Annotated in this window: 23 protein-coding genes, 1 tRNA gene, 1 other RNA gene and 2 pseudogenes; 25 read left to right on the top strand and 2 right to left on the bottom strand. The window is 42.4% G+C overall.

The genetic code is table 11. From position 1 onward, the window contains the following. Positions 1 to 2 precede the first annotated feature (2 nt). The 11 genes and pseudogenes from rpoD to LIZ08_RS01160 form a co-directional block, all read left to right on the top strand. On the top strand, positions 3 to 1,112 hold the full coding sequence (gene rpoD, locus LIZ08_RS01210) for an RNA polymerase sigma factor RpoD (RefSeq protein WP_155168965.1): 1,110 nt from the start codon (positions 3 to 5) through the stop codon (positions 1,110 to 1,112). Between the two features lie 171 nt (positions 1,113 to 1,283). After that, the gene (locus LIZ08_RS01205) at positions 1,284 to 1,613 is read left to right on the top strand and encodes a metal-sulfur cluster assembly factor (protein ID WP_004220168.1); all 330 of its coding nucleotides are present in this window, start codon (positions 1,284 to 1,286) and stop codon (positions 1,611 to 1,613) included. Positions 1,614 to 1,784: 171 nt separating this feature from the next. Then, positions 1,785 to 2,492, top strand: a complete 708-nt coding sequence (locus tag LIZ08_RS01200; RefSeq protein ID WP_195326922.1) for an ABC transporter ATP-binding protein — start codon at positions 1,785 to 1,787, stop codon at positions 2,490 to 2,492. 9 nt (positions 2,493 to 2,501) lie between these two features. Further along, the gene (locus tag LIZ08_RS01195; protein ID WP_049514914.1) at positions 2,502 to 3,296 is read left to right on the top strand and encodes a hypothetical protein; all 795 of its coding nucleotides are present in this window, start codon (positions 2,502 to 2,504) and stop codon (positions 3,294 to 3,296) included. A gap of 103 nt (positions 3,297 to 3,399) precedes the next feature. Next, positions 3,400 to 3,748: a transfer-messenger RNA gene (ssrA, locus tag LIZ08_RS01190) on the top strand. A gap of 10 nt (positions 3,749 to 3,758) precedes the next feature. Beyond that, positions 3,759 to 3,846: transfer RNA gene (locus tag LIZ08_RS01185), tRNA-Ser, on the top strand. An 83-nt stretch (positions 3,847 to 3,929) separates the two neighbouring features. Beyond that, positions 3,930 to 7,031, top strand: coding sequence for a DNA polymerase III subunit alpha (locus LIZ08_RS01180; RefSeq protein WP_227038107.1), 3,102 nt, complete (start codon positions 3,930 to 3,932; stop codon positions 7,029 to 7,031). Between the two features lie 84 nt (positions 7,032 to 7,115). Next, entirely contained in the window at positions 7,116 to 8,123 is a 1,008-nt protein-coding gene (gene pfkA / locus LIZ08_RS01175; protein ID WP_227038106.1) for a 6-phosphofructokinase, read from the top strand. 75 nt (positions 8,124 to 8,198) lie between these two features. Continuing rightward, positions 8,199 to 9,704, top strand: coding sequence for a pyruvate kinase (gene pyk, locus LIZ08_RS01170; protein ID WP_227038105.1), 1,506 nt, complete (start codon positions 8,199 to 8,201; stop codon positions 9,702 to 9,704). 165 nt (positions 9,705 to 9,869) lie between these two features. Next, positions 9,870 to 10,430, top strand: coding sequence for a signal peptidase I (gene lepB, locus LIZ08_RS01165; protein ID WP_227038104.1), 561 nt, complete (start codon positions 9,870 to 9,872; stop codon positions 10,428 to 10,430). Between the two features lie 34 nt (positions 10,431 to 10,464). Continuing rightward, positions 10,465 to 10,857, top strand: a pseudogene (locus LIZ08_RS01160) (transporter substrate-binding domain-containing protein); the annotation flags it as partial. A gap of 295 nt (positions 10,858 to 11,152) precedes the next feature. On the opposite strand, the gene LIZ08_RS01155 reads toward LIZ08_RS01160, so the two are convergent. Next, a complete protein-coding gene (locus LIZ08_RS01155) occupies positions 11,153 to 12,343 on the bottom strand; it encodes a cation diffusion facilitator family transporter (RefSeq protein WP_227038103.1) in 1,191 nt (396 codons plus the stop codon). Positions 12,344 to 12,541: 198 nt separating this feature from the next. Here LIZ08_RS01155 and pcrA point away from each other — a divergent pair, with 198 nt between their 5' ends. The 3 genes from pcrA (at position 12,542) to LIZ08_RS01140 (ending at position 16,991) form a co-directional block, all read left to right on the top strand. Beyond that, positions 12,542 to 14,827, top strand: coding sequence for a DNA helicase PcrA (gene pcrA, locus LIZ08_RS01150; protein ID WP_227038102.1), 2,286 nt, complete (start codon positions 12,542 to 12,544; stop codon positions 14,825 to 14,827). Positions 14,828 to 14,912: 85 nt separating this feature from the next. Continuing rightward, on the top strand, positions 14,913 to 16,187 hold the full coding sequence (locus tag LIZ08_RS01145) for a DUF2130 domain-containing protein (protein ID WP_003006568.1): 1,275 nt from the start codon (positions 14,913 to 14,915) through the stop codon (positions 16,185 to 16,187). A 33-nt stretch (positions 16,188 to 16,220) separates the two neighbouring features. After that, complete coding sequence (locus LIZ08_RS01140) at positions 16,221 to 16,991, top strand: alpha/beta fold hydrolase (protein WP_227038125.1); 771 nt, start codon at positions 16,221 to 16,223, stop codon at positions 16,989 to 16,991. 33 nt (positions 16,992 to 17,024) lie between these two features. Here LIZ08_RS01140 and LIZ08_RS01135 read toward each other — a convergent pair whose 3' ends face one another. Further along, complete coding sequence (locus tag LIZ08_RS01135; protein ID WP_227038101.1) at positions 17,025 to 18,341, bottom strand: FAD-containing oxidoreductase; 1,317 nt, start codon at positions 18,339 to 18,341, stop codon at positions 17,025 to 17,027. A 180-nt stretch (positions 18,342 to 18,521) separates the two neighbouring features. Here LIZ08_RS01135 and truB (LIZ08_RS01130) point away from each other — a divergent pair. The 11 genes and pseudogenes from truB (LIZ08_RS01130) to LIZ08_RS01080 form a co-directional block, all read left to right on the top strand. After that, positions 18,522 to 18,683, top strand: a pseudogene (gene truB, locus LIZ08_RS01130) (tRNA pseudouridine(55) synthase TruB); the annotation flags it as partial. Positions 18,684 to 18,738: 55 nt separating this feature from the next. Then, the gene (locus LIZ08_RS01125; RefSeq protein ID WP_227038100.1) at positions 18,739 to 18,948 is read left to right on the top strand and encodes a hypothetical protein; all 210 of its coding nucleotides are present in this window, start codon (positions 18,739 to 18,741) and stop codon (positions 18,946 to 18,948) included. After that, complete coding sequence (locus LIZ08_RS01120) at positions 18,948 to 19,061, top strand: DUF4176 domain-containing protein (RefSeq protein WP_223363364.1); 114 nt, start codon at positions 18,948 to 18,950, stop codon at positions 19,059 to 19,061. Before LIZ08_RS01125 ends, LIZ08_RS01120 begins: the two co-directional genes overlap by 1 nt. A 44-nt stretch (positions 19,062 to 19,105) precedes the next feature. Beyond that, positions 19,106 to 19,867 carry a hypothetical protein gene (locus tag LIZ08_RS01115; RefSeq protein WP_195214044.1) on the top strand — a complete coding sequence of 254 codons (762 nt, stop codon included), beginning with the start codon at positions 19,106 to 19,108 and terminating at the stop codon, positions 19,865 to 19,867. Positions 19,868 to 20,032: 165 nt separating this feature from the next. Beyond that, a complete protein-coding gene (truB, locus tag LIZ08_RS01110) occupies positions 20,033 to 20,929 on the top strand; it encodes a tRNA pseudouridine(55) synthase TruB (RefSeq protein WP_195214043.1) in 897 nt (298 codons plus the stop codon). Positions 20,930 to 20,933: 4 nt separating this feature from the next. Further along, positions 20,934 to 21,854 (top strand): bifunctional riboflavin kinase/FAD synthetase, encoded by a 921-nt coding sequence (locus tag LIZ08_RS01105; protein ID WP_227038099.1) that lies wholly within the window; start codon positions 20,934 to 20,936, stop codon positions 21,852 to 21,854. A gap of 169 nt (positions 21,855 to 22,023) precedes the next feature. Next, entirely contained in the window at positions 22,024 to 22,425 is a 402-nt protein-coding gene (locus LIZ08_RS01100) for a Spx/MgsR family RNA polymerase-binding regulatory protein (RefSeq protein ID WP_195189730.1), read from the top strand. A gap of 12 nt (positions 22,426 to 22,437) precedes the next feature. Then, positions 22,438 to 22,716 (top strand): UPF0223 family protein, encoded by a 279-nt coding sequence (locus LIZ08_RS01095; RefSeq protein ID WP_195189731.1) that lies wholly within the window; start codon positions 22,438 to 22,440, stop codon positions 22,714 to 22,716. After that, the gene (locus LIZ08_RS01090) at positions 22,706 to 23,476 is read left to right on the top strand and encodes an inositol monophosphatase family protein (RefSeq protein ID WP_195189732.1); all 771 of its coding nucleotides are present in this window, start codon (positions 22,706 to 22,708) and stop codon (positions 23,474 to 23,476) included. Before LIZ08_RS01095 ends, LIZ08_RS01090 begins: the two co-directional genes overlap by 11 nt. Continuing rightward, a complete protein-coding gene (locus LIZ08_RS01085; protein WP_227038098.1) occupies positions 23,477 to 24,781 on the top strand; it encodes an RsmF rRNA methyltransferase first C-terminal domain-containing protein in 1,305 nt (434 codons plus the stop codon). A 106-nt stretch (positions 24,782 to 24,887) separates the two neighbouring features. After that, entirely contained in the window at positions 24,888 to 25,754 is an 867-nt protein-coding gene (locus LIZ08_RS01080; RefSeq protein WP_003017442.1) for a phosphate ABC transporter substrate-binding protein PstS family protein, read from the top strand. Positions 25,755 to 25,758: the final 4 nt, after the last annotated feature.

The raw sequence follows: 25,758 nt of genomic DNA, 5'->3' as shown, positions 1-25,758 counted from the left end.
GAATGGCTAAAGAACAAAAAGATATTACAACATTGGACGTTCAAATTGCAGAATTTATTCGCAGCCACAAGAAAAGCGGAACTGCAACAGATGATGAAATTAATGACCAATTGGTTATTCCATTCACGCTAGATGCAGATTGGATTGAAGATCTTTTGCAACGCATTCAAGATGCAGGGATTTCGATCACGGATAAAGACGGCAACCCAAGTGCGCGTGTGTTGAACAATGAGGAAGAGCCAGAGTTGTCAGATGAGGAATTGCTTGGAAGCAACTCTGCTAAGGTCAATGACCCGGTACGGATGTACTTGAAAGAAATTGGGGTTGTTCCTCTTTTGACCAATGAAGAAGAACAAGAATTGGCTATCTTGGTGGAACAAGGTGACTTGGAAGCTAAGCAACGTCTAGCAGAAGCCAACCTTCGTTTGGTTGTATCCATTGCGAAACGTTACGTTGGTCGTGGGATGCAATTTTTGGATTTGATCCAAGAAGGAAACATGGGCTTGATGAAGGCGGTTGATAAGTTTGACTATACCAAAGGGTTCAAGTTCTCTACTTATGCTACTTGGTGGATCCGTCAGGCCATCACTCGTGCCATTGCAGACCAAGCGCGTACCATTCGGATCCCTGTTCACATGGTGGAAACCATTAACAAGTTGGTTCGTGAACAACGTAATCTCTTGCAAGAATTGGGACAAGATCCAACACCTGAACAAATCGCTGAGCGCATGGATATGACACCTGATAAGGTGCGTGAAATCTTGAAGATTGCTCAAGAGCCTGTTTCTCTTGAAACTCCAATCGGGGAAGAAGATGATAGCCATTTGGGCGATTTTATCGAAGACGAAGTGATTGAAAATCCAGTAGACTACACCACTCGTGTGGTTCTACGCGAACAATTGGATGAAGTCCTCGATACCCTGACAGACCGGGAAGAAAATGTTTTGCGTCTTCGTTTTGGTCTCGATGATGGAAAAATGCGGACCTTGGAAGATGTGGGGAAAGTCTTCAACGTGACCCGTGAACGGATCCGTCAGATCGAAGCCAAAGCCCTCCGCAAACTCCGCCACCCAAGCAGAAGCAAACCATTGCGTGACTTTATAGAGGATTAAAAAGATCCTGCGGATCTTTTTAACGGTCGCCTAGAAATGAAGAAGCGACCCAGATCCTGCGGATCTTTTTAACCCGAGCCGAAAAATTCGGAAGCGAGGAAGGTCCAGTGGACCTTTTTAACCCGAGCCAAGAAATTCTATCGAGAGTAAATAGCAGAAAAAGGAAGTCATATGGCATATACAACTGAGCAAATTGAAGAAATTAAAAATAAAATCTTAAATGCTTTGGAAGAGGTAATCGATCCTGAGCTTGGGATTGACATTGTCAATTTAGGTCTTGTCTACGAGATCCATTTTGACGGTGAAACTGGAGCAACCATCATTGATATGACCTTAACGACCATGGGGTGTCCATTAGCGGACCTTCTGACAGATCAGATTCATGATGTTTTAGCAGAAGTAGAAGAAGTGACATCTGTGGATGTGAAGTTGGTCTGGTATCCTGCTTGGACGGTTGAAAAGATGAGCCGTTACGCACGGATCGCACTTGGAATTAGTTAAATATTCTATGCATCAAAACAAATCAGAGGTTGGGGTTTCCCTAACCTCTGATTTATTTATCCCTATTTTTTTGAACAAGTATTTACAAATTCTTAGCAAATTTTCAGATAAAGTTGCAATCATCAAGGGGACAGGGTATAATAGCATAAATAGAAAATAAAGGAGATTTACATGAATCAGTATCCTTTGGTCTACTTGGACCATGTGACAAAGAATTATGGGCATGAAGTTGCTCTCATGGATGTTAGTTTGAACATCCAACCTGGCCGTATTATTGGCCTTTTGGGTCCCAATGGTAGTGGGAAAACAACCATCATTAAATTGATTAATGGTTTGTTGCAACCAAGCCTTGGAAATATCTATATTCATGGGCAATTACCATCCCCAGCTTCTAAAAAAGTGGTTTCCTATTTGCCAGATACAACTTATCTGAATGAAAATATGAAAATTATTGATGCTATTAGCTATTTCCAAGATTTTTATGCAGATTTTAATGTCCAACGAGCTTACCAATTGCTCAACGATTTGCATTTGCAGCCAAATCAAAAATTGAACAGCCTTTCAAAAGGGAACAAGGAAAAAGTGCAATTGATTTTGGTGATGAGCCGTGAAGCTGACTTGTATGTTCTTGATGAACCAATCGGTGGGGTTGACCCAGCAGCGCGTGATTATATTTTGCGGACCATTATTCAAAACAGACGTCCAAACTCTTCTGTCTTGATTTCTACTCACTTGATTGCGGATATTGAGCAAGTTTTGGATGAGGCCATTTTCATCAACCAAGGAAGAATCCTCTTGCATGAAAATACGACTGTTATGCGCAATCAACACGGAAAATCAATCGATGAGATCTTCCGTGATCAATTCCGTGTTTATTAGGAGGAACCCATGTTTGGTAAATTATTAAAATATGAATTTAAATCGACAGCTAAGTGGTATTTATTGATCACCCTGATCGCACTAGGTTTGTCAGTGATTACAGGTGTTATTGGTGGAAGTGCTACAAACGGTTTTGTGAATATGGAAACCAATAGTATGCAAATCATAACGGGGACTCTTGGGATTCTCATTTTTGGAGGAGTCATTGGTCTTTATCTTAGTAACTACTATATTATTATCCGTCGTTTCTATTCCAACTTATACGGACGCGAAGGTTACTTGACCTGGACCCTTCCAGCTAGCCCGCATGCGATCATTTTATCTAAATTTGTGGGAGCTTTAGTAGCGAGTCTTTACTGCCTATTCCTTCTATTTTTGAGTGGTTTTATCACAATACTTGTGATGGGCGCTGTCATTGGACAAGACCTCTCTCCTGTATTTAGTATTATCGCTGAGGCTTTTAGTCATTCTATTGCTTATTGGATTATCGTTTGGTGGATTTTTACCACAGCCTCAGGGATCTTCCTATTTTATGTATCGATCGCACTTGGCCAACTGTTTCAAAATCGTCGAGGATTTAAGGCTATTCTGTTTTTCTTTCTCTTGTGCATTGTTTTAAGTATCATCGGTACAGCAGTCAATCCTTTTAAAGATTCATATGCTGTCGGGTATGCATTGGTTTATGGAAATATTGATGATTTGGGAGCAAACTTCATTCCAGGTCTCATCTATGAAGTCATTAAGATTGTTTCTATGTACTTCACCATTCACTATATCAGCAAATATAAGTTGAATCTTCAATAAAAACAGTTAATTGAACAAGGAGCTCCCCAGTGGAAGGTTTCTTGTTCAATTTTTTTCTTTTGCATTTTTAGCTAGATTTTGATATACTAAATGTATTCGTTTTGGGGTCGTTACGGATTCGACAGGCATTATGAGGCATATTTTGCAACTCATCTAGCGGATGTAAAACGCCAGTTAAATATAACTGCAAAAAATAATAATTCTTACGCTTTAGCTGCCTAAACACCAGCAGGCGTGACCCGATTCGAATCGCTCGTGTTTGATGACAGGTCTTAATTTCAGCGAGATACGATCTAGCTTGGTCTAGGAGTTAGATAAGAGATTGATAGACTCGCAACTACAGGGCTTGAGTTATGTGTCATGTAGCTGTTAAAAGAAAACATAACCTATGGTTGTAGACAAATATGCTGGCAGGTGTTTGGACGTGGGTTCGACTCCCACCGGCTCCATATTTTTATTCATGGAAGATTACTCAAGAGGCTTAAGAGGCCGTGTTGGAAACGCGGTAGGCGTGTAAAAGCGTGCGTGGGTTCGAATCCCATGTCTTCCGTTGTTGAGACATCATTGTGTAGCAGTGGTGTTTTTTTGTACAAAAAAGAGTCCCAAAAATAGACCAGTGAGGGAGGAGAAAAAGTGATTGCACAGCTAGATACCAAATCAGTCTATACCTTTATGGAAAGCCTTGTGACCATAAAAGACTATGTTCACGTGGCTAAAAGCATGGGGTATGGCGCATTGGGAATCATGGATATAGATAATTTGTATGGTGCCTATGAATTTATCGAAGCCTGTCAGGCCCACAAGCTCAGCCCCTTGGTCGGTTTAGAAATTGGACTAGAGGTAGACAATGAAACAATTCCGTTTCGGATGATGGCCTTATCCACGAAGGGCTACCAAAATTTGATGAAGATGTCGACCGTCAAAATGATGGGGAAGAGCAATTGGGAGGATGTGAAGCACCTAACAGAAGGAGTAGCAGTTATTGTCCCAGCGCCTTTTGCTAGTGGAGACTTGCCGTTTGGTCTAGATTACTTCATCGGAGTTTTTGCGGATACGCCGGTTCAAGAGTTTAGCCACCCTGTGCTCCCTCTTCATACCGTTCGATTTTTTGAGGCGGGAGATGTGGAAGCCATGCAGATGCTGGCAGCCATCAAGGACAATCAAAGCTTGACGGAAACAGGGCCAATTGATCAGATAACAGTCCTAAAAACTCCTCAGGATTTAAAGAATGATTTTGCAGAGCGATTTCCTCAAGCCATCACAAATCTGGAAAAACTAGTCCAAGGGATTCAATATGATATTGACACCCAGTTGAAATTGCCTCGCTTCAATCCTCAGAAACCAGCTGTTGAGGAACTGAGAGAATTAGCTCAAGCGGGTCTCCTTCGAAAGAACTTGACCAGTCCGGTCTATCAAGAACGTCTGGAGCATGAATTAGACATTATTCACCAGATGGGCTTTGATGATTATTTCTTGATTGTCTGGGACCTTCTTCGTTTCGGACGGAGTCAAGGCTATTATATGGGAATGGGACGTGGGTCTGCTGTAGGTTCACTAGTAGCCTATGCATTAGGAATTACAGGGATTGATCCTGTGGAGAAGAACCTCCTATTTGAGCGCTTTTTAAATGTGGAGCGCTACACCATGCCGGATATTGATATTGATATTCCTGATATCTATCGTCCAGAATTTATCCGCTATGTGCGAGACCGTTACGGGAGTTACCATGCAGCTCAAATCGTGACCTTTTCAACCTTTGGGGCCAAACAAGCCATTCGAGATGTCTTCAAACGTTTTGGGGTACCAGAGTATGAATTGACCTCCATTACCAAGCGGATTGGGTTTAGGGATACACTGACGACAGCTTATGAACAGAATCTAGCTTTTCGACAAGTGATTCATAGCCGAGCAGAATTTGAACGTGGCTTTGAAATTGCCAAAAGAATAGAAGGCCAACCTAGACAAACCTCGATCCACGCGGCTGGGGTTGTGATGAGTGACCAGGATTTGACGGATCACATTCCTCTCAAGTATGGAGAAGACATGTTTGTCACCCAGTATGATGCCCATGCGGTTGAAGCCAATGGTCTGTTAAAGATGGACTTTTTGGGTCTGCGAAATTTAACCTTTGTTCAGAAAATGAAGGAAGCCGTCTATGAAAAGTACCAAGAAGAGATCGTGATTGAAGCCATTGATTTAGAAGATCCAGAAACCTTGGCCTTGTTTGCTGCTGGGGATACCAAGGGGATTTTCCAATTTGAACAGGCTGGAGCCATTCGCCTCTTGAGACGAGTGAGACCCAATCATTTCGAAGAAGTGGTAGCGACCACCTCTCTCAATCGTCCAGGCGCTAGTGATTACATTGACAATTTCGTCAAAAGAAAGCACGGCCAGGAAAAAGTTGAGATTTTAGATCCAGCTATTGAAGCAATCTTACGGCCCACATATGGGATCATGCTCTACCAAGAGCAGGTCATGCAGGTTGCCCAGCGTTTTGCAGGTTTTAGCCTAGGGAAAGCCGATATCTTACGTCGGGCTATGGGCAAAAAAAATGTGGCTGAAATGCACAAGATGGAAGACGATTTTGTCGCAGGTGCTCTTAAACTTGGGCATACGGAAGAAAAAGCCAAAGAGGTCTTTGCGATCATGGAAAAATTCGCAGGCTATGGGTTTAACCGTTCTCATGCCTATGCCTATTCTGCCTTGGCCTTTCAGATGGCCTATTTCAAGGTCCATTATCCAGATGTTTTCTTTGATGTCATGCTCAATTATTCGAGTAGCGATTATCTGACAGATGCTCTCCAGTTTGATTTTAAAGTCGCGCCATTATCCATCAACACCATCCCTTACAGAGATAAGTTCCAGGATCGGAAAATCTACTTGGGAATGAAAAATATCAAGGGACTCCCAAGAGATTTAGCATATTGGATCATTGACAATCGTCCCTTTGAAAGTGTCGAAGATTTTATTTTACGACTACCCAATCAGTATCATAAATTGCCTTTGTTAACACCTTTAGTGGAGCTTGGATTGTTTGACATTTTTGAAAAAAATAGGCGCAAGGTGCTTCACAATTTGCCGAATTTGTTTGTCTTTGCTGATGAGCTAGGCAGTTTGTTTGCGGATTCTAACTATTCCTGGACAGAAACGGAGGACTTTAGCCAGGCTGAAAAATATGAGAAGGAAGAGGCCATTATTGGCGTCGGGCTCAGTACTCACCCATTGGTTGCGATTGGGCAAATGAGTCCCTACGAGATCCAACCAATTTCTCAATTAGTTCAAGGAGAGCAGGCACGCATTCTCATTGAGATACAAAACATTCGAACGATTCGAACCAAGTCGGGTGATCTCATGGCTTTCTTACAAGTCAGTGATACCAAGAAAAAATTGGATGTGACCCTTTTCCCTGAAACCTACAATCGATTTTCCTCTTTGATAAAAGAAGGTGGCTTTTATTACTTGACAGGGAAGATACAAGAGCGTGATGGGCGCTTGCAGATGATTCTAGCAGAGGTGCAACTTGCAACCAATGAAAAGTTCTGGATCCAGTTGCTCGATCATCGTCAGGATCAAACAATTCTTTCTATCTTGAAAAAATATCCGGGCCCATATCCTGTGATATTACGCTATGAAGACGAGAAAAAAACTCTTCAATTGAAGGGCTATACAGTCCAGAAAAACAAAGAATTGGAAGATGAATTAAAGAATCTCGTTATGAAAACGATTTATCGGTAAAAACTGCGAAAAATACGAGAATTTTAGTCTTCTTTGTGTTATAATTACGTAGAATGTAAAAGAAAAAAAGGAGCAAACAACGAAATGAAACGTATTGCTGTTTTAACTAGTGGTGGAGATGCCCCTGGCATGAACGCTGCTATCCGTGCAGTTGTTCGTCAAGCAATTTCAGAAGGAATGGAAGTTTTCGGTATCTATGATGGATATGCGGGAATGGTTGCTGGTAAAATTCAGCCGCTTGACGCCTCATCTGTTGGAGATATTATTTCCCGTGGTGGTACCTTCCTTCATTCAGCTCGTTACCCTGAATTCGCACAACGCGAAGGTCAATTAAAAGGGATCGAGCAATTGAAGAAACACGGGATCGAAGGTGTTGTCGTTATTGGTGGAGATGGTTCTTACCATGGTGCGATGCGCTTGACTGAGCTTGGATTCCCAGCTGTTGGTCTTCCTGGTACGATCGACAACGATATCGTCGGAACTGACTTTACAATTGGTTTTGATACGGCAGTCACAACTGCAATGGACGCGATCGATAAGATCCGTGATACTTCATCTAGTCACCACCGTACTTTCGTTATCGAAGTGATGGGACGTAACGCTGGAGATATCGCTCTTTGGGCAGGGATTGCATCTGGTGCAGATGAAATCATCATCCCTGAAGAAGGATTCAAGATCGAAGATGTTGTTGAGAGCATCAAAGAAGGTTACGCAAAAGGCCGTACCCACAACATTATCGTTTTAGCTGAAGGCGTGATGTCTGCAGATGAATTCGGTAAAGCCTTGAAAGATGCTGGAGATACAAGTGACCTTCGTGTGACTGAACTTGGTCACATCCAACGTGGTGGTTCACCTACTGCGCGTGACCGTGTTCTTGCTTCACGTATGGGAGCACACGCTGTTAAATTGCTGAAACAAGGAATCGGTGGTGTAGCCGTTGGTATCCGTAATGAAAAAATGGTTGAAAACCCAATCCTTGGTAAAGCAGAAGAAGGAGCCCTCTTTAGCTTGACAGAAGATGGTAAGATTGTGGTAAACAATCCACATAAAGCTGATCTTGGTCTTGCCGAGTTGAACCGTAGCTTGTCTTAAATCTATTTTTATTTCATTAATTCGTTAACCTTGTCTTAAAAAGACAGATATATTTAAAAAGGAGTCATATATATCATGAACAAACGTGTAAAAATCGTTGCAACTTTAGGTCCTGCGGTAGAAATCCGTGGCGGTAAAAAATTCGGTGAAGATGGATACTGGGCTGAAAAACTTGACGTTGAAGCTTCAGCACAAAACATTGCTAAATTGATCGAAGCTGGCGCTAACACTTTCCGTTTCAACTTCTCACACGGTGACCACCAAGAACAAGGTGAACGTATGGCGACTGTTAAACGTGCAGAAGAAATCGCTGGTAAAAAAGTTGGTTACCTTCTTGATACAAAAGGTCCTGAAATTCGTACTGAATTGTTCGAAGGCGAAGCTAAAGAGTACTCATACAAAACTGGTGAACGTATTCGCGTTGCTACAAAACAAGGCATCAAATCAACTCGTGATGTGATTGCTTTGAACGTTGCTGGTGCCCTTGATATCTACGATGATGTTGAAGTTGGTCACCAAGTTTTGGTTGACGATGGTAAATTGGGTCTTCGTGTTTTCGCAAAAGACGATGCAACTCGTGAATTTGAAGTAGTCGTTGAAAATGACGGTATCATTGCTAAACAAAAAGGTGTGAACATCCCTAACACGAAAATTCCTTTCCCAGCCCTTGCTGAGCGCGATAACGATGATATCCGTTTCGGTTTGGAACAAGGTATTAACTTCATCGCGATTTCATTTGTACGTACTGCAAAAGACGTTGACGAAGTTCGTGCTATCTGTGAAGAAACTGGTAACGGTCACGTTCAATTGTTTGCGAAAATCGAAAACCAACAAGGTATCGATAACTTGGATGAAATCATTGAAGCTGCTGATGGTATCATGATAGCTCGTGGTGACATGGGTATCGAAGTACCATTTGAAATGGTTCCAGTTTACCAAAAAATGATTATCACTAAAGTGAATGCTGCTGGTAAAGTTGTTATCACTGCAACAAACATGCTTGAAACAATGACTGAAAAACCACGTGCAACTCGTTCTGAAGTATCTGACGTCTTCAACGCTGTTATCGATGGTACTGATGCTACAATGCTTTCAGGTGAATCTGCAAACGGTAAATACCCACTTGAGTCAGTTACAACAATGGCTACAATTGACAAGAACGCTCAAACTCTTCTTAAAGAATACGGACGTTTAAACTCAGATTCATTTGAACGTAACTCTAAGACAGAAGTTATGGCTTCAGCTGTTAAAGATGCTACAAACTCAATGGACATCAAATTGGTTGTAACTCTTACTAAGACTGGTCACACAGCACGTTTGATTTCTAAATACCGTCCAAATGCTGATATCTTGGCATTGACATTTGACGAATTGACAGAACGTGGATTGATGTTGAACTGGGGTGTTATCCCAATGTTGACAGAAGCTCCATCATCAACTGATGACATGTTTGAAATTGCTGAACGCAAAGCAGTTGAAGCTGGTCTTGTACAATCTGGTGATGATATCGTTATCGTTGCAGGTGTACCACTTGGTGAAGCAGTTCGTACAAACACAATGCGTATCCGTACAGTACGTTAATAAAGAAATTTTTCTTATAACCTTGCTGGTTGGTCCAAAAGGATTGACCGCGAGGTTTTTCTTTTGCTTATTTAGTATGTTGGCAAGAATTCTCACTAATGCTTACTTTCTCTTTTTTAAAGATCAAAAAAATGGTATAATAAACAAAAAGGAAGGGAGACATACATGCCAAGGAGAGATTTAATTAGAAATGTCATCATTGTCGGTGTTCTGGTTTTAGCACTGATTTTGCTTCGTATCTTTGTATTTCATCCATTTAGTATTAATGATAAGATGGCCAATGCTTCTGTGAAAAATGGAGATCTTGTGGTAGCAACTAAAAATGCTCAGGTAGATCGCAGTGATTTGGTCTTATACAAGGTCGGTGGAAAAGAATACCTTGGACGTGTCATTGCCAAAGAAAACGATGAAGTCAGTTACGTAGATGATGTCCTCTATTTGAATGGACAGGCAACACCAGAACCTTACCTAAATAAAATGCTGAATAAACACTTGGCGGCTCCAACGAGTAATGGATATTATACGGACGATTTCTTCTTATCAGAGTTAAAAGGGACCAAGGCTGGTCGTGTACCATCCGATACTTATCTAGTCTTAAATGATAACCGTGGGGATACAGAAGATAGCCGTGAGTTTGGTTATATCCATAAAAATCAGATTGAAGGAGTCGTGAATCTGCGTCTCTATCCTCTCAATAAATTTGGATTTATAAAAGTAGAAGAATAGCCGAAAGGCTATTTTTTTTATAAATTTCAAAGAGAAACGATTAGGTGCCCAGACCGGATCGTCTGGCTATATGGATTTTGAAGCCAATCCTAAAATCTTAAAAAATAAGGTTAAAAATCAAAAGGCTACCCAATACCAGAGTTTCAACGAGGCGCTGATCGATCTTCAGAATGATCGGATCGATGGCCTCTTAATCGACCGTGTCTATGCCAACTATTATCTGCAAACAGAAGGAATCTTAAAAGACTACAATGTCTTTCCTGTCGGTTTTGAGACAGAATCCTTTGCGGTAGGGGTGCGCAAGGCGGATAAAACTTTGAAGAAAAAAATTGATGAAGCCTTCGTAATACTCTATCAATAAGGCCAGTTCCAAAAGATCTCTAAGAAGTGGTTCGGAACTGATGTAGCAACAGACGATATCAAGTAAAAAAGCTAGGAAATACTTCCTAGCTTTAGATAAAAGACAAAGTTATCTTAAAAACTTTCCTTAGGTGAGTACGGACGTCAGCGAACTTCTACGAAGTTCCATGACTTAGTTTTGAACCTAAGGTTTCAAAACTCCCGAGTGCTAGAAACATTACTGTTTCTAGCACTTTTCTCACAGCGGAAAGTTTTGGTATACTTTTGATTCATTTTAAAAATTAGAAAATTTTTAGAGAATCAATTAACTTTTTTTATAAGATTTGGATACTCTCTCAAGCTAGGAAATGATTCCTAGCTTTTTAGTCGGTTTTATTAGTGATTTGATGGAAAATCTTTTGCCAAGTTTCGTGGCGACGCCAGAGACTGGTATGGATTTGACCGTCTAGTTCATAGCGTATGAGTTTGGTTTTTTGGCTGATGGACTCCAGTTCAAAGTTTTGGAATTGAACTTGGTCGCTTGCGAGAGCCTCTATTAATTCTGCCTTGTTGTGTTCGTGACCGGTATCGTCAATCAAGGTATAATTATCCGCTAGCAATGTATCAAACTCTTGCTTAGCATAGAGGCGTTTTTCGTAGGTCAAGAGTTTCTTTTCAACGTTTTCGATCAGCTCATCTTCAGGAATTGAGCTAGGTTCCACATGGACGTCAATGTCAAAGACTCCAAATTCTTCTTTCAGGAGATTCTCGACTTCTTCTGTGATCGCATGACTTTCATAGACGGAAAGGTCGGGATTCATCTCCAAGACAACGTCCAGATAGATATTGCTTCCGTAGGTCCGTCCGCGTTGGTATTTCACACGTGCAATCTTAGGGAGTTTTAAAATTGCTTTTTCGTAATCTTCGAGGAGACTATCATCAAAGCCGTCTGAAAGACTAAAGGAAGATTCCATAAAAATATCGTAGGCTGTTTTGAGGATAAAGAAGGTGATGATGATGGCTACGATTTTATCGACAATTGGATAGTTAAAAGCACTAGCAGCGATCGCGATCGACGTTCCAAGAGATGTGACGACATCTGAAAGATTGTCTTTTGCGGCTGCTTTTAAGGCTTTTGATTTGGCTCGTTTGGCTAAGCGAAGATTGTAGAAATAAACGCCTAGCATGACAAGGGCTGAAACCACTCCGACACCAGCACCGAGTGGATCAATGCTAACTGTTTCATTGCTGAAGATCTTTTGGAGGGTATCGCGTAAGACATCAAAACCAACATAAAACATAATGATGGAGGTGACTAGGCTTGCTAGATCCTCAATTTTCCAGTGACCAAATTTGTGATCGCGGTCAGCAGGTTGGCGAGCAAGACGAATCCCGATGAGCAGGGCAGCATTGCTGATGATATCAGATAAGTTGTTAAATCCATCGGCTACCAAACTGGATGAATGAAGTAGATGGCCGGTAGCCAATTTTACTGAAGAGAGCAATAAATAGGCTAGAATACTAATGATGGCTCCACGTTCGGCTAGTTTTAAATTACTTTGTGATTGATTCACTGATAACTCCTCCAGACTTCTGTAGATTTCCTCCTAAGCGAAAAACTTGGATCGTTGTTGATGAGGAAATATTCGTTCTTCTTAAGCCTTTATTATAGCCTTTTTGAGTGCAAAATTCAAATGATGCCAACTGTTTCCAAAAGGAGAAAGGGCGAAAATGTGGTATAATAGAACGATTGAATGAATGAGGAGTATGAGATGAATCCTTTATTGAATGGTATGAATGATCGCCAGGCAGAGGCGGTCCAAACGACAGAAGGTCCCCTTTTGATCATGGCGGGAGCTGGTTCTGGTAAGACACGTGTCCTGACCCACCGGATCGCTTACTTGATCGATGAAAAAATGGTCAATCCTTGGAATATTTTGGCCATTACCTTTACCAATAAAGCCGCTCGGGAGATGAAGGAGAGGGCCTATCAGTTAAACCCAGTGACTCAAGATTGCTTGATTGCCACCTTCCACTCCATGTGTGTGCGTATCCTCCGTCGAGATGCGGATCATATTGGCTACAATCGCAATTTTACCATTGTCGATCCAGGTGAGCAACGGACCTTGATGAAGCGGATTTTGAAGTCCTTGAACTTGGATCCTAAAAAATGGAATGAACGGACCATCTTGGGGACTATTTCCAATGCCAAAAATGACCTGATCGATGAAGTGGCCTATGCTGCCCAGGCTGGAGATATGTATACCCAGATCGTTGCTAAGTGCTATGAGGCTTATCAAAAGGAACTCCGTCAGTCAGAAGCAGTGGACTTTGATGATTTGATCATGCTGACCTTGCGTCTTTTTGATCAGCATCCAGATGTGCTGACCTATTACCAGCAGAAGTTCCAATACATCCACGTAGACGAGTATCAAGATACCAACCATGCCCAATACCAGTTGGTCAAACTCTTGGCTTCACGCTTTAAAAATATCTGTGTCGTTGGGGATGCGGACCAGTCTATTTATGGCTGGCGGGGAGCAGATATGCAGAATATCCTGGACTTTGAGAAGGATTATAAGGAAGCTAAGGTCGTCCTCCTAGAAGAGAATTATCGCTCGACCAAGACGATCTTGCAAGCAGCCAATGATGTCATCAAAAACAATCGCCACCGCCGTCCGAAGAATCTCTGGACACAAAATGAAGACGGGGAAGAAATTGTCTATTACAGGGCTAATGATGAGCAGGATGAAGCTGTCTTTGTTGCTAAAACGATTGAAGAGCTTAGTCGCGAAGCTGGCTACAAACACCGTGATTTTGCCGTTCTCTACCGGACCAATGCTCAGTCACGGACCATTGAAGAAGCGCTACTCAAGTCCAACATTCCCTACACCATGGTGGGGGGCACCAAGTTCTACAGCCGAAAGGAAATTCGGGATGTCATTGCTTATCTGAACTTGATTGCCAACCTCAGTGACAATATCAGTTTTGAGCGCATTATCAATGAACCCAAGCGGGGAATCGGGCCAGGTACAGTGGATAAGATTCGCGACTTTGCCCAAATGCAAGAGTCCTCACTCCTAGATGCTTCAGCCAATATCATGCTCTCTGGCATCAAAGGAAAGGCAGCCCAAGCCATCTGGGACTTTGCCAATCTCATTCTTGATTTGAGAGAAAGATTGGACCAGCTGACCATTACAGAGTTGGTCGAAGAAGTCCTTGACAAGACGGGCTATATGACGGCTCTAACCAATCAGGGGAATTTGGAAAGTCAGGCCCGCATCGAGAATATCCAAGAGTTCCTGTCTGTTACCAAGAATTTTGATGAAAACGGGGAAACCGTCGACGACGAATCAGGCGTGGAAACCTTGAGTCGTTTCTTGAACGATTTGGCTTTGATTGCCGATACAGATGATGGGGCCCAAGAAACTTCAGAAGTGACCTTGATGACTCTTCACGCGGCTAAGGGATTGGAGTTCCCAGTCGTCTTCTTGATTGGAATGGAAGAAAATGTCTTTCCTCTTAGTCGTGCAGCAGAGGATCCAGACGAGTTGGAAGAAGAACGTCGTCTGGCTTATGTAGGGATTACACGGGCAGAGAAGGTTCTCTTCTTGACCAATGCCAACTCACGTTTGCTCTTTGGACGGACTAGCTACAACAGGCCAACGCGTTTCATCAATGAAATTAGCTCGGATTTATTGTCCTACCAAGGATTAGCTCGTCCAGCCAACACTAGCTTTAAGGCTTCTTATAGCAATGGAGGCGGAACGACCTTTGGAAAAGGGATGAGCCTGTCACAAGCTCTTCAAGAGCGCAAGAGACAAGCAGCTCCAAGTACTCTCACGTCATCAAGCCTCCCCTTTGGCAATAGCAACCGTTCTAGCGCCAAAGAGAGCGTCGCTTGGTCCATTGGCGACATTGCCATTCACAAGAAGTGGGGTGAAGGAACCGTGCTTGAAGTATCTGGTAGTGGTAGTACCCAAGAACTCAAGATCAACTTCCCAGAAGTGGGGCTCAAAAAACTCTTGGCCAGTGTTGCTCCGATTGAAAAGAAATAAACTGAAACCAGCAAGCTTCGTTTGTTGGTTTTGATTTTACTGGTGGCATGATATAATATACTAAGAATAGAGAAAGAGGCATACTATGAACGAAATCAAGTGTCCCAACTGTGGGGAAGTCTTTACAGTCAACGAAAGTCAATACAGCGAACTCTTGTCACAGGTACGGACAGCTGAGTTTGACAAGGAAATTCATGGGCGGATTCGGCAAGAGTTAGCTTTAGCTGAGCAAAAGGCCCTTAATGAGCAACAAGAGAAGTTAGCCAAGAAGGACCAAGAAATTGCCCAATTACAGAACCAAATTCAACAGTTTGATACTGAAAAAGAATTGGCCAAAAAAGAGGTGGAGCAAACGGCTAGCCAAAGCCTGCTAGAGAAAGAAAAAGAAGTGCAAGCACTGGAGAATCAGTTGGCCACCTTGCGCTTGGAACATGAGAACCAACTGCAAAAAACACTGTCTGATCTAGAGAAAGAAAGAGATCAGGTCAAAAATCAGCTCCTATTACAAGAAAAAGAAAACGAGCTTTCTCTGACTTCTGTTAAGCAAAATTATGAGGCTCAGCTTAAGGCGGCTAATGAACAGGTCGAGTTCTACAAGAATTTCAAGGCCCAACAGTCGACCAAGGCCATCGGGGAAAGTCTGGAACAGTATGCGGAGAGCGAGTTTAACAAGGTTCGCAGTTTTGCCTTTCCAAATGCCTATTTTGAAAAGGACAACAAGGTCTCTGCACGTGGTTCTAAAGGCGATTTTATTTTCCGTGAGTGTGATGAAAATGGAGTAGAGATTATCTCAATTATGTTTGAGATGAAGAATGAAGCCGACGGGACAGAGAAGAAGCATAAGAACGCTGATTTTTACAAGGAATTGGACAAGGACCGTCGTGAAAAGAACTGTGAATATGCGGTTTTAGTGACCATGCTTGAAGCAGATAACGACTACTTTAACACAGGGATTGTCGATGTTAGCCACGAGTATGAGAAGATGTATGTGGTCCGTCCTCAGTTCTTTATCCAGATTATTGGGCTTCTGCGTAATGCGGCCCTCAATTCCCTTAAATACAAGCAGGAATTGGCGCTTGTCCGTGAACAAAATATCGATATCACTCACTTTGAAGAAGACCTGGATGCTTTCAAAGTTGCCTTTGCTAAGAACTACAATTCAGCTTCTGTCAACTTTGGCAAGGCCATCGATGAAATCGACAAAGCCATCAAACGGATGGAAGAGGTCAAGAAATTCCTCACCACATCAGAAAACCAACTTCGTCTTGCCAACAACAAATTGGATGATGTTTCCGTTAAAAAATTGACTCGGAAAAATCCAACCATGAAAGCGAAGTTTGATGCTCTGAAAGGAGAATAATCTTTGTATTCAGCTAAGAACGCTACCTTGTCCATGAATGGGAAAACCATGGACTATGTAACATTTGGTAAGGGTAAACAGCCATTAGTGATCATACCAGGCTTGGGGGATGGGTTACAGACCGTTAAAGGAAAGGCCCAGCTCTTTTCTCTCTCGTATCGTCTACTTGCTAAGCGCTATAAGATTTATGTTTTTTCTCGAATCAATGAGCTGAGACAGGGCTATACGACGCGGGATATGGCAGCAGATGTAGCAGAAGCAATGGAGACACTAAACATAGATACAGCCTATGTTATGGGGATTTCACAAGGTGGAATGATTGCCCAATGGCTAGCTGCAGATTTTCCAGAAAGGGTTCAAAGGCTCATCCTAGCTATGACAACAGCGAAGCCTGGTCAACTTGCTAGAGACCGAATTGAGCATTGGCAAAAGCTTAGTCAATCCGGAAATTTTAAGCATCTCATGCTGGATATTGCACAGCACTCCTACACGCAAAAGAGCTATCAAAAGTGGCGGTTGCTTTATAATATCATGGGTCGATTGGGGCGAATCAAAGATGAGAAACGAATTTCCATTCAGTCTCAGTCTTGCCTCACTCACGATAGCCTTGAAGTCTTAAAAGAAATTCATTGTCCGACCCTGGTTCTTGGTGCGCTTGAAGATGATGTGATCGGTGTGAAGGGATCCAAGGAACTGGCAAAAGGGATTTCGGGTTGTCAGCTCCTTATTTTTAAGCATTCAGGTCATGCTCTGTATGAAGAAAATAAAGCATTTCAAGAGGCTGTCTGTGGATTCTTAAACTAAAAAAGCTGGAATTTTCCAGCTTTTTTATGTTAGTTAAATCGCAAAGAGATCGTTTAGGTTTTCTGCCATGGTTGGGTGGGTAAAGATTTGTTTTGCGATGTAAGTGTAAGGGATCTTGTTGTCCATCGCCATGGTGATCAGGTTGATGAGTTCGCCTGCAGCTTCTCCAAAGAGAGTCGCTCCAAGAATTTCTTTGGTTTCTGGGTTGACCACGGCTTTGAAAGCACCTCGAAGGTCTGCATTGACATGGCCACGTGGCATGGCAGCAACTGGCAATTCTTTGACAGCCACTGGAAGTCCTTTGTCGCGTGCTTCTTGCTCAGTCAAGCCGACTTGGGCCAATGGAGGAGCAATGAAGAGTGTTGTCGCATAGTTTCCGCGTGTTTCGAGATTGTAGCTACCATCTCCTGTGAGGTAGTTGAAGACGATGCGGAAGTCATCGAGGGATATATAGGTGAACTGAGGCCCACCATTGACATCCCCAACTGCAAAGACACCAGGGACGCTGGTTTCCAAATGACGATTGACTTGAATCGCTCCACGATCAGTAACTTGGATATCTGTGTTCTCAAGACCAAGACCAGCTGTATTTGGCTTACGTCCTGTTGCGTAGAGGAGGATATCGAACTCGAAGTCTCCTTTATCGGTTACAAGGGTTAAGCTAGCTTCACCATCTTTGATTTCTTGGGTATGAACGCCTTGCAAGAATTGAATGCCATCTTCTTCAAGGTAGCCTTTTGCAAGAGCTGCAATGCTTGGCTCGATCCGTGGCAAGAATGCTTCAGAAGCATCCAATACTGTTACTTGGCTACCCAAGGTATTGTAGAGATGAGCAAATTCCAATCCGATAGGTCCACCACCAAGGACGCCCAGGCGTTTTGGTAGATTTTCCAACCGTTGAATACCGGTTGAATCCACAGCAAATTTACTTTCAGCTAATCCTGGGATCGGAAGGATAGTTGGCACAGCACCAGTATTAATAATAATGGTTTCAGCTGTCAATTCTTCCTTTTCATCTCCAGCTTGAATTTCGATAACCTTGTTGGACACAAAGCGGGCTGTCGCATCGATGATGTCTACACCAGTTCCAGCAATGGTTGCGTAGTTCTTGCCGTTGAGACGAGTAGTGACCGCATTTTTTTCATTCATGGCTTGCTCAAAATCCAAGCCTTTTTCTGCGGCAACAATCAAGGTCTTGGTGGGAATACAAGCGATATTGATACAAGTACCACCATACATAGACTTGCTCTTTTCAATCAGAGCAACTTTTTTTCCTTGGCTTGATAATTTCGCTGCAAGTGTTTTACCAGCTTTACCAAATCCAATCACAATAACATCATACATTAACATATGTTACACCTTCTTTCGTTTTCTATTGTATCAAACCCATTTTAAAAAGTCTGAAATCTGCTACGGTTTTTTTTGGAAGCTCATGGGAAGTGGGAAAGAGGGACAAGAAGTCTCGTTTCGTGGTATAATAAAGGGTCGGTGACTAGGGTGGTCACACATGAGTTAGAAAGAGCAAATCAGATGGACGGAATTATTAATATAAAAAAAGAAGCGGGCATGACTTCGCATGATGTGGTCTTTAAACTGAGAAAAATCTTAGGTACCAAGAAGATTGGCCATGGGGGAACGCTAGATCCTGATGTGGTGGGAGTGCTTCCGATTGCAGTTGTCCAAGGCGCCAGATTCTAAAGATGGTAAGGCTAAACTCGTTGCTTAAGCCCAAGCCATAAAAGATATCGTGTTTAATCAAGAAGTGAACGACTACTTCGACACTGCGGAACCAGAAAGTAGGCTAGCTCGAATCATGTTCTCTTACTACGGCGCTCTCAATGCTCAGTTAAAAGGAGACGAAGATTGTGCCCGTAGTTTGTTTGAAAGCATCGCCCATGAAAATCCAGAACTATTTTATGTTCAGGAAGCGCAGGAATATTCAGAAGGAGAAAACTGATGTCGGAACGTAGAGCTTTACCGATTGGGAGTGTTGTTCGAGTGAGAGAAGGTGTGGAGCCTGTCATGATTGTTAATCATTGTCCAGATACTAAAAAGCAGAGGCAAAAATGAAACTAGGACCATTTGGATTGAACTTATCAATAGGGGGGTAAAACATGGAAATACAATTAAAATTACGTGGAAACTCAGAAGGATTTATCCTTGAGTCAAAATTACCTGATGATGAACTTTGGACTGAAAGGATTGAAATCGTTCAAGAAGAGGCAGGTTATCGTCTATATGCAACAGATGTAGAAATTCTTGTCTTGAAAGAATCAGAATATATTTCTAAAAGAAAAAGAATAGTCGCAAGAGGGTTAAATAAGGATTTGATTTATTATGAAGAAAAAAGATTTGAACATTTATGGGAACAAGCATACTGGCATGGAGTTTTTCAATTTAATTTAAATAACTATGAAATGACGTGTGTAGGTTCAGGTAGTAAAGGAGATATTTCACCTGTCACAAAAGATGGCATTCCGATTGCCGTTTATGCTGCAAGTAATATTGCAATTGCTGGAAAGAGAAATTTTTCTCTCTATACTGAAAATATTGACGAAATTGACAATTTACTGATGTTTTACGTAATTGATTATATTAGGGGATATGACTTTTTAGATATTGATTCTTTATCTGCAAGATATCGTTTCTTTTATCAATTCACTAATCGCTCAGCTCTAACGAAGGAACATTTAGATATGCTTCCAGAGGCTAGAAAACCTTCTAAGTTAGAGGCGTTTATCATTTATTTTTTATCAGCCTTCTTTGTTGTGGGTATCAGTTTGGTATCATTACGCCCTTTATTCTCATTTTTAGTAGCAATACTGATACATTTTATTTATACTATCATAAAGAATTGGAGAGATAGAGGTGAATAGTAGATTACTTACCTATTGATTTATTATTGAGACTACATTAAAAGAAATCTTAAAAAAGTGCCAATAGCTTGATCAAAGGCATGAGAGAATGGTTTAAATGATACTGGAACGAGTTAATATAACTTTATTGACCACAACTGAAGAGAGGAAAATAGAAAGCAAGACATGAACGGTATTATCAACTTAAAAAAAGAAGCAGGGATGACCTCGCATGATGTGGTCTTTAAACTGCGAAAAATCCTAGGTACCAAGAAGATTGGCCATGGGGGAACGCTGGATCCGGATGTGGTGGGAGTGCTTCCGATTGCAGTTGGCAAGGCGACCCGAATGGTCGAATTTATGCAAGATGAAGGCAAGGTCTACGAGGGAGAAATCACTCTGGGATTTTCTACTACGACCGAGGATGCCGGTGGTGAAGTTGTAGAGCTGACCCCTGTGGAAGCACCTTTAGATGCAACAGAGGTGGACCGCATGATTGCCCAGATGGTGGGAGAAATGGAGCAGATACCGCCTATATACTCAGCGGTCAAGGTCAATGGACGTAAGCTCTATGAATATGCGCGGGCAGGAGAAGAAGTGGAACGGCCTGTCCGACAGGTGACGATTTATGAATTCACGCGCATCGGTGAGATTGGCTACGAGGAAGGACTAGCCCGTTTTCGCTTCAGGGTCAAATGCAGCAAGGGGACCTATATCCGGACCTTGTCGGTGGAATTGGGTCAAAAGTTGGGTTACGCCGCCCATATGTCTCATCTGACCCGAACCAGTGCTGCCGGTTTGACACTGGATGATGCCCTGACCCTGGAAGAGGTTGCTGAAAAAGTAGGGCAAGGAGATTTGAGCTTCCTTCATCCACTTGAGATTGGCACCGGGGATCTGGAAAAAGTAGAGCTGACAGCCCAAGAGGTCGGTGAAGTCCAAGTAGGACGCTTTATTCCGGTTGAGAGCGAAGCCAGAGAGTTGGCTGCTTTTTACCAAGGGAAATTGGTAGCCATTTTGGAAAAAAGGGAAGAACTTTACAAACCTCGCAAGGTTTTTCTGACAGAAAGTGTGTTACAATAAATTTATGAATATTCGTTTGATAACTACTGCTAACCAGATCCACTTGGAGAGTGAGACCGTTTTGGTTCTAGGCTATTTTGATGGTCTGCATCTGGGGCACCAAAAACTTTTTAAAAAGGCACGTCAGATTGCGGATGAAAAGGGATTGAAGGTGGCTTTGTTAACCTTTCCTGAATCACCTAAGTTAGCCTTTGTTCGCTACCAACCAGAATTATTACTCCATTTGCAGAGCCCTGAGGATCGGTTCCAAAAACTAAAAGAACTTGGAGTAGATGAGCTCTTTCTTATCGATTTTACGACAGATTTTGCCTCTAAGACAGCGAAAGAATTTATTGATCAGTATGTTAGAGCTTTGAGAGCTCGAGTCTTAATTGCAGGATTTGATTACAGTTTTGGTTCGGATAAAAATAATGTCTCTAACTTATCCGCTTATTTTGATGGTCAGATCGAAGTCATTCCACCTGTATTGGATCAGGGCGAAAAAATTAGCTCGACCCGCATTCGTCAAGCTATTATAAAAGGGCGTGTCAAGGAAGCTGCTCGACTGCTAGGGGAGCCCTTATCCAGTCGTGGAATCGTGGTGCATGGGGATGCACGGGGAAGGACCATTGGTTACCCTACTGCAAATCTAGCACCGATTGATCGAACTTATCTGCCGTCTGATGGTGTCTATGTGGTTGATGTTTTATATAAGGCGCAGACATACCGGGGAATGGCTTCTGTCGGTAAAAATGTAACTTTTGACGGGAAAGAGCTTCGTTTCGAGGCTAACCTCTTTGACTTTACTGGAGATATCTACGGGCATACTTTGACGATTCATTGGTTGGATAAGATCCGTGAGATGATTAAATTTGATACGATCGAACAACTTGTGGCTCAATTAAAAGAGGACGAAGCGGTCGCACGAAACTGGAGAGAGGATTAGGAGAAGACCTAATCTTTTTCTATCTTTTCCAAATAAAAAATGAAAGCAATTTCATATTTTTGAAGAAATGCAGAAAAATCATAGAGAAATCAAAAAAGCGCTTTTCAAGCACCTATTTTTTTTGTATAATAGAGTTAGATAGTTATATATAAAAAAAGAAGTGAACCACATGATTACATTATTTTTATCACCGAGTTGTACATCATGTCGAAAAGCCCGGGCTTGGTTAAAAAAGCACGATGTTCCATTTAAAGAACACAATATTATGACAAGTCCTTTGAGCAAACAGGAGTTGACAAGTATATTGGCCTTGACCGAAAACGGAACAGACGACATTATTTCAACTCGTTCAAAAATTTTTCAAAAATTGGATGTTGATGTCGAAGAGCTGTCGATTTCAGCCTTGATCCGTTTGATTGAGGAAAATCCTAGTCTCTTACGCAGACCCATTATTTTAGATAACAAACGCATGCAAATAGGTTTTAACGAAGATGAAATTCGGGCCTTCTTGCCACGGAGTTATCGCAAACAAGAGTTACGCTCTGCCACTCTAAGAGCAGAAATAAACTAAGAAGTATGTCGAATGCAAAAAAATTATAGTTACCCACTGGACTTATCGTGGAGCACTGAAGAGCTTGCTTCAGTGCTTTCTTTTTTCAATAAAGTCGAAGGAGCCTATGAAAGTAAGGTAGAGGCTAAAGAATATATGGAAGCCTACCGCGCTTTTAAGAAGGTCGTACCTAGTATCGGAGAAGAAAAGCGTCTCGGACGAGAGTTTGAAGAAGTGAGCGGTTATTCTCTCTATCGCGCGACCCAGGCTGCAAAGCAAAAAGAGGAAGGATGGTTTTCTCTTGAAGAATAAATTAGAGTTTGCTAAACAAATCGTCCTGGAGGCTGGAGAGTATTTACGTCTTCATCTCCATGATGCCTTGACAATTACCAAAAAGACAGGACCAACAGACCTGGTGACCCAAATGGACCAACAGGTTCAACAGAATTTGGTCGATAAAATCACAAATCGCTACCCAGATGATCGAATTTTTGCAGAAGAAGATGGTCTACGTTCACCGATTTCAGAAGGATCGGTTTGGGTGATCGATCCCATTGATGGAACCAATAATTTTGTGACCCAAAAGGAAGATTTTGCGGTGATGGTGGCTTATTTTGAAGAAGGAATTGGTCAGTTTGGCTTGATCTACGATGTTATGCGGGATCACCTTTTTTATGGGGGTGGGGAATTCCCGGTTTATCGCAATGAGTTTGAATTGACGCCTTTTGTGGACCAACCTCTGGAAAACTTTCTGATTGCTTCAAATGTCGGCATGCTTGAGAAAAATGACTGGGGCATGGCCGATCTTGGTATGGCTTCTCTTGGAATTCGAGTCTATGGTAGTGCCGGTATTAGTTTTGCAAAAATTCTCTCAGGTGGTGTTCTGGCTTATTTTAGTTACATCTGGCCTTGGGATTATGCAGCAGCAGCGATTATGGGCGAACGCTTAGGCTATACCGTTTTAAATCTAAATGGGGATAAACCCAATTACCAAACAGTAGAGCCCATTATGATGGTTCCAAAAGTGAAGTTAACAGAGATTCAAACCTATCTTAAGAAAGGGAGAAGTTAAATGAATTTTCCCAATGGTTTTAAAGAAAAATACCAGCATCTTCTAGGAGAGGATGCTGCTGCTTTTTTTGCGACCTTTGATCAAGAAGCAGTATCGGCCTTTCGGACTAATCCTTTGAAAGAAGCGCAAAAAGTATTTGTTAATCCGATTCCCAATACCCCTTGGGGCCATTATGGAAAGGTCTCAGGAAAATCCATTGAGCATGCAACGGGCTTGGTCTATTCGCAAGAGCCAGCAGCTCAGATAGTGGCCCAAGTCGCCCAGCCGAAACCAGGGATGAAGGTCTTGGACTTGGCCGCAGCACCTGGTGGTAAGACGACGCAACTCTTGTCTTATTTGGACAATCAGGGACTCTTGGTCTCCAATGAAATCCACAAGGGGCGCTCGAAAATTCTTGTAGAGAATGTCGAACGCTTTGGTGCGCGAAATGTGCTAGTAACCAATGAGTCTGCCGATCGTCTGGCCAAAGTTTTCTCAGGCTTTTTTGATCTGATTGTACTAGACGCCCCTTGTTCCGGTGAGGGGATGTTCCGCAAGCAACCAGATGCCATGGACTATTGGTCTGTCAATTACCCTCGAGAGTGCAGTCTCCTTCAAAGAGAGATTCTAGAGGATGCCCTCACGATGTTGGTTCCAGGAGGTTCCTTGGTTTATTCAACCTGTACCTGGGCTCCTGAGGAAAATGAAGAGATCGTATCCTGGCTTGTGGAAAACTATGATCTGGAGCTGGAAACGATTGAGAAGATCAATGGTATGGCAGAAGGCATCGACTATCCAGAAACCGCACGGATGTATCCTCATCTCTTTAAAGGGGAGGGCCAATTTGTCGCTCGCTTCCGCTATCTAGGAGAGAATCGACCTGCCAAAGTCCCTTCGAAGAAGGACCAATTATCTGCAGAACAAAAGAAATGGTGGCAGGAATTTGCTAAGAAACACTTGAAGATCACTCTAGAAGGTGTCCTCGAAACCTTTGGTGACGAGCTGTATTTGGTTCCTTTAGGTTTACCAGATTTGCGCAAAGTAAAAATCGCCCGAAATGGCTTGCACCTAGGAACCTTCAAGAAAAATCGATTTGAACCTAGTTTTGCACTTGGCCTAGCTCTGAAACCGAGTGAAGTCAAAGAGACCGTTTCGATCACGCCTGAGGACTTTGTTCATTATGTGGCGGGAGAGACTGTTCAATTGAAGGAAACGCATCCAAATGGATGGTACCAGGTCCTTGTAGAAGGCAATGGTTTGGGCTTTGCTAAAGTGACCGGGCAAACCCTGAAAAATTTCTATCCAAAGGGGCTTCGTTTTAGGTAAAATGCTGGGCAAAGAACCCGTTCTATGATATAGTGGAAGTACAGTTTTTTTGAAAAAAACTTGTCAAAATCATAAGTGAAATAGTGAAATATCAAGGAGACATGATTTGAAAAAGTCTAAAAAGCTGATCCTAGGACTAGCGACGATCGCATTAGCAGGAAGTTTATCTGCTTGTGCTTCTTGGATCAATCGCGGAGAATCCATCACTGCTGTTGGATCGACTGCCTTGCAACCCTTGGTTGAAGGAGTGGTAGATCGCTACATTGAAGAACATCCTGGTAAGATTGTGAATGTACAAGGAGGAGGTTCTGGTACAGGACTTTCACAAGTTCAATCAGGTGCTGTGGACATCGGAAATAGTGACCTGTTTGCAGAGGAAAAGTCTGGGATCGATGCCTCTAGTCTGGTCGATCATCAGGTAGCCGTAGCAGGGACAGCCATCATTGCCAATAAAAATATCTCGATCGACAATCTGACAACGGAGCAATTGCGAAAGATCTTTACAGGTGAATATACCAACTGGAAGCAGTTGGGTGGTCCAGATCTTGAGATCACGATTGTGAACCGTGCTGTAGGTTCTGGTAGCCGTGCTGTCTTTGATGCCATTATCATGGATGGCAAACAACCCAAGCAGGCCCAAGAGCAAGACTCTAATGGAATGGTGAAAAACATCGTTTCTCAAACTCCAGGAGCCATCTCTTATCTAGCCTTTACCTACTTGGATAGCAGTGTCAAAACCATGAAGCTCAATGGTTATCAACCAACCAAAGCCAATGTCGTCAACAATAACTGGCCAATCTGGTCCTACGAACACATGTATACCAAAGGAAAACCCAATGAGTTGTCTAAAAAATTCATTGACTACATGATGACCGATGAGGTTCAGCAAAAGGTTGTTGGTAAGATGGGCTATATCCCAATCAATGATATGAAAGTCACCCGTGATTTAAAAGGGAATGTGACAAAAAAATAAAAGA

It is taken from the genome of Streptococcus sp. 210928-DFI.4.42 (assembly GCF_020554365.1).
Lineage (GTDB): Bacteria > Bacillota > Bacilli > Lactobacillales > Streptococcaceae > Streptococcus > Streptococcus parasanguinis_S.
The sequence above is the reverse complement of the archived record's forward strand: the minus strand, read 5'-3'. Positions and strand labels throughout refer to the sequence as shown.

Bases quoted from the DNA above. Each gene is read 5' to 3' on its own strand.
- LIZ08_RS01120 (WP_223363364.1), top strand. From the start codon at position 18,948: ATGTCGGAACGTAGAGCTTTACCGATTGGGAGTGTTGTTCGAGTGAGA.
- LIZ08_RS01105 (WP_227038099.1), top strand. From the start codon at position 20,934: ATGAATATTCGTTTGATAACTACTGCTAACCAGATCCACTTGGAGAGT.
- LIZ08_RS01140 (WP_227038125.1), top strand. From the start codon at position 16,221: ATGAATGGGAAAACCATGGACTATGTAACATTTGGTAAGGGTAAACAG.
- LIZ08_RS01115 (WP_195214044.1), top strand. From the start codon at position 19,106: ATGGAAATACAATTAAAATTACGTGGAAACTCAGAAGGATTTATCCTT.
- LIZ08_RS01205 (WP_004220168.1), top strand. From the start codon at position 1,284: ATGGCATATACAACTGAGCAAATTGAAGAAATTAAAAATAAAATCTTA.
- LIZ08_RS01145 (WP_003006568.1), top strand. From the start codon at position 14,913: ATGAACGAAATCAAGTGTCCCAACTGTGGGGAAGTCTTTACAGTCAAC.
- pcrA (WP_227038102.1), top strand. From the start codon at position 12,542: ATGAATCCTTTATTGAATGGTATGAATGATCGCCAGGCAGAGGCGGTC.
- truB (WP_195214043.1), top strand. From the start codon at position 20,033: ATGAACGGTATTATCAACTTAAAAAAAGAAGCAGGGATGACCTCGCAT.
- LIZ08_RS01135 (WP_227038101.1), bottom strand. From the start codon at position 18,341: ATGTTAATGTATGATGTTATTGTGATTGGATTTGGTAAAGCTGGTAAA.
- LIZ08_RS01085 (WP_227038098.1), top strand. From the start codon at position 23,477: ATGAATTTTCCCAATGGTTTTAAAGAAAAATACCAGCATCTTCTAGGA.
- pfkA (WP_227038106.1), top strand. From the start codon at position 7,116: ATGAAACGTATTGCTGTTTTAACTAGTGGTGGAGATGCCCCTGGCATG.
- LIZ08_RS01195 (WP_049514914.1), top strand. From the start codon at position 2,502: ATGTTTGGTAAATTATTAAAATATGAATTTAAATCGACAGCTAAGTGG.
- lepB (WP_227038104.1), top strand. From the start codon at position 9,870: ATGCCAAGGAGAGATTTAATTAGAAATGTCATCATTGTCGGTGTTCTG.
- LIZ08_RS01200 (WP_195326922.1), top strand. From the start codon at position 1,785: ATGAATCAGTATCCTTTGGTCTACTTGGACCATGTGACAAAGAATTAT.
- LIZ08_RS01100 (WP_195189730.1), top strand. From the start codon at position 22,024: ATGATTACATTATTTTTATCACCGAGTTGTACATCATGTCGAAAAGCC.
- LIZ08_RS01095 (WP_195189731.1), top strand. From the start codon at position 22,438: ATGCAAAAAAATTATAGTTACCCACTGGACTTATCGTGGAGCACTGAA.
- rpoD (WP_155168965.1), top strand. From the start codon at position 3: ATGGCTAAAGAACAAAAAGATATTACAACATTGGACGTTCAAATTGCA.
- pyk (WP_227038105.1), top strand. From the start codon at position 8,199: ATGAACAAACGTGTAAAAATCGTTGCAACTTTAGGTCCTGCGGTAGAA.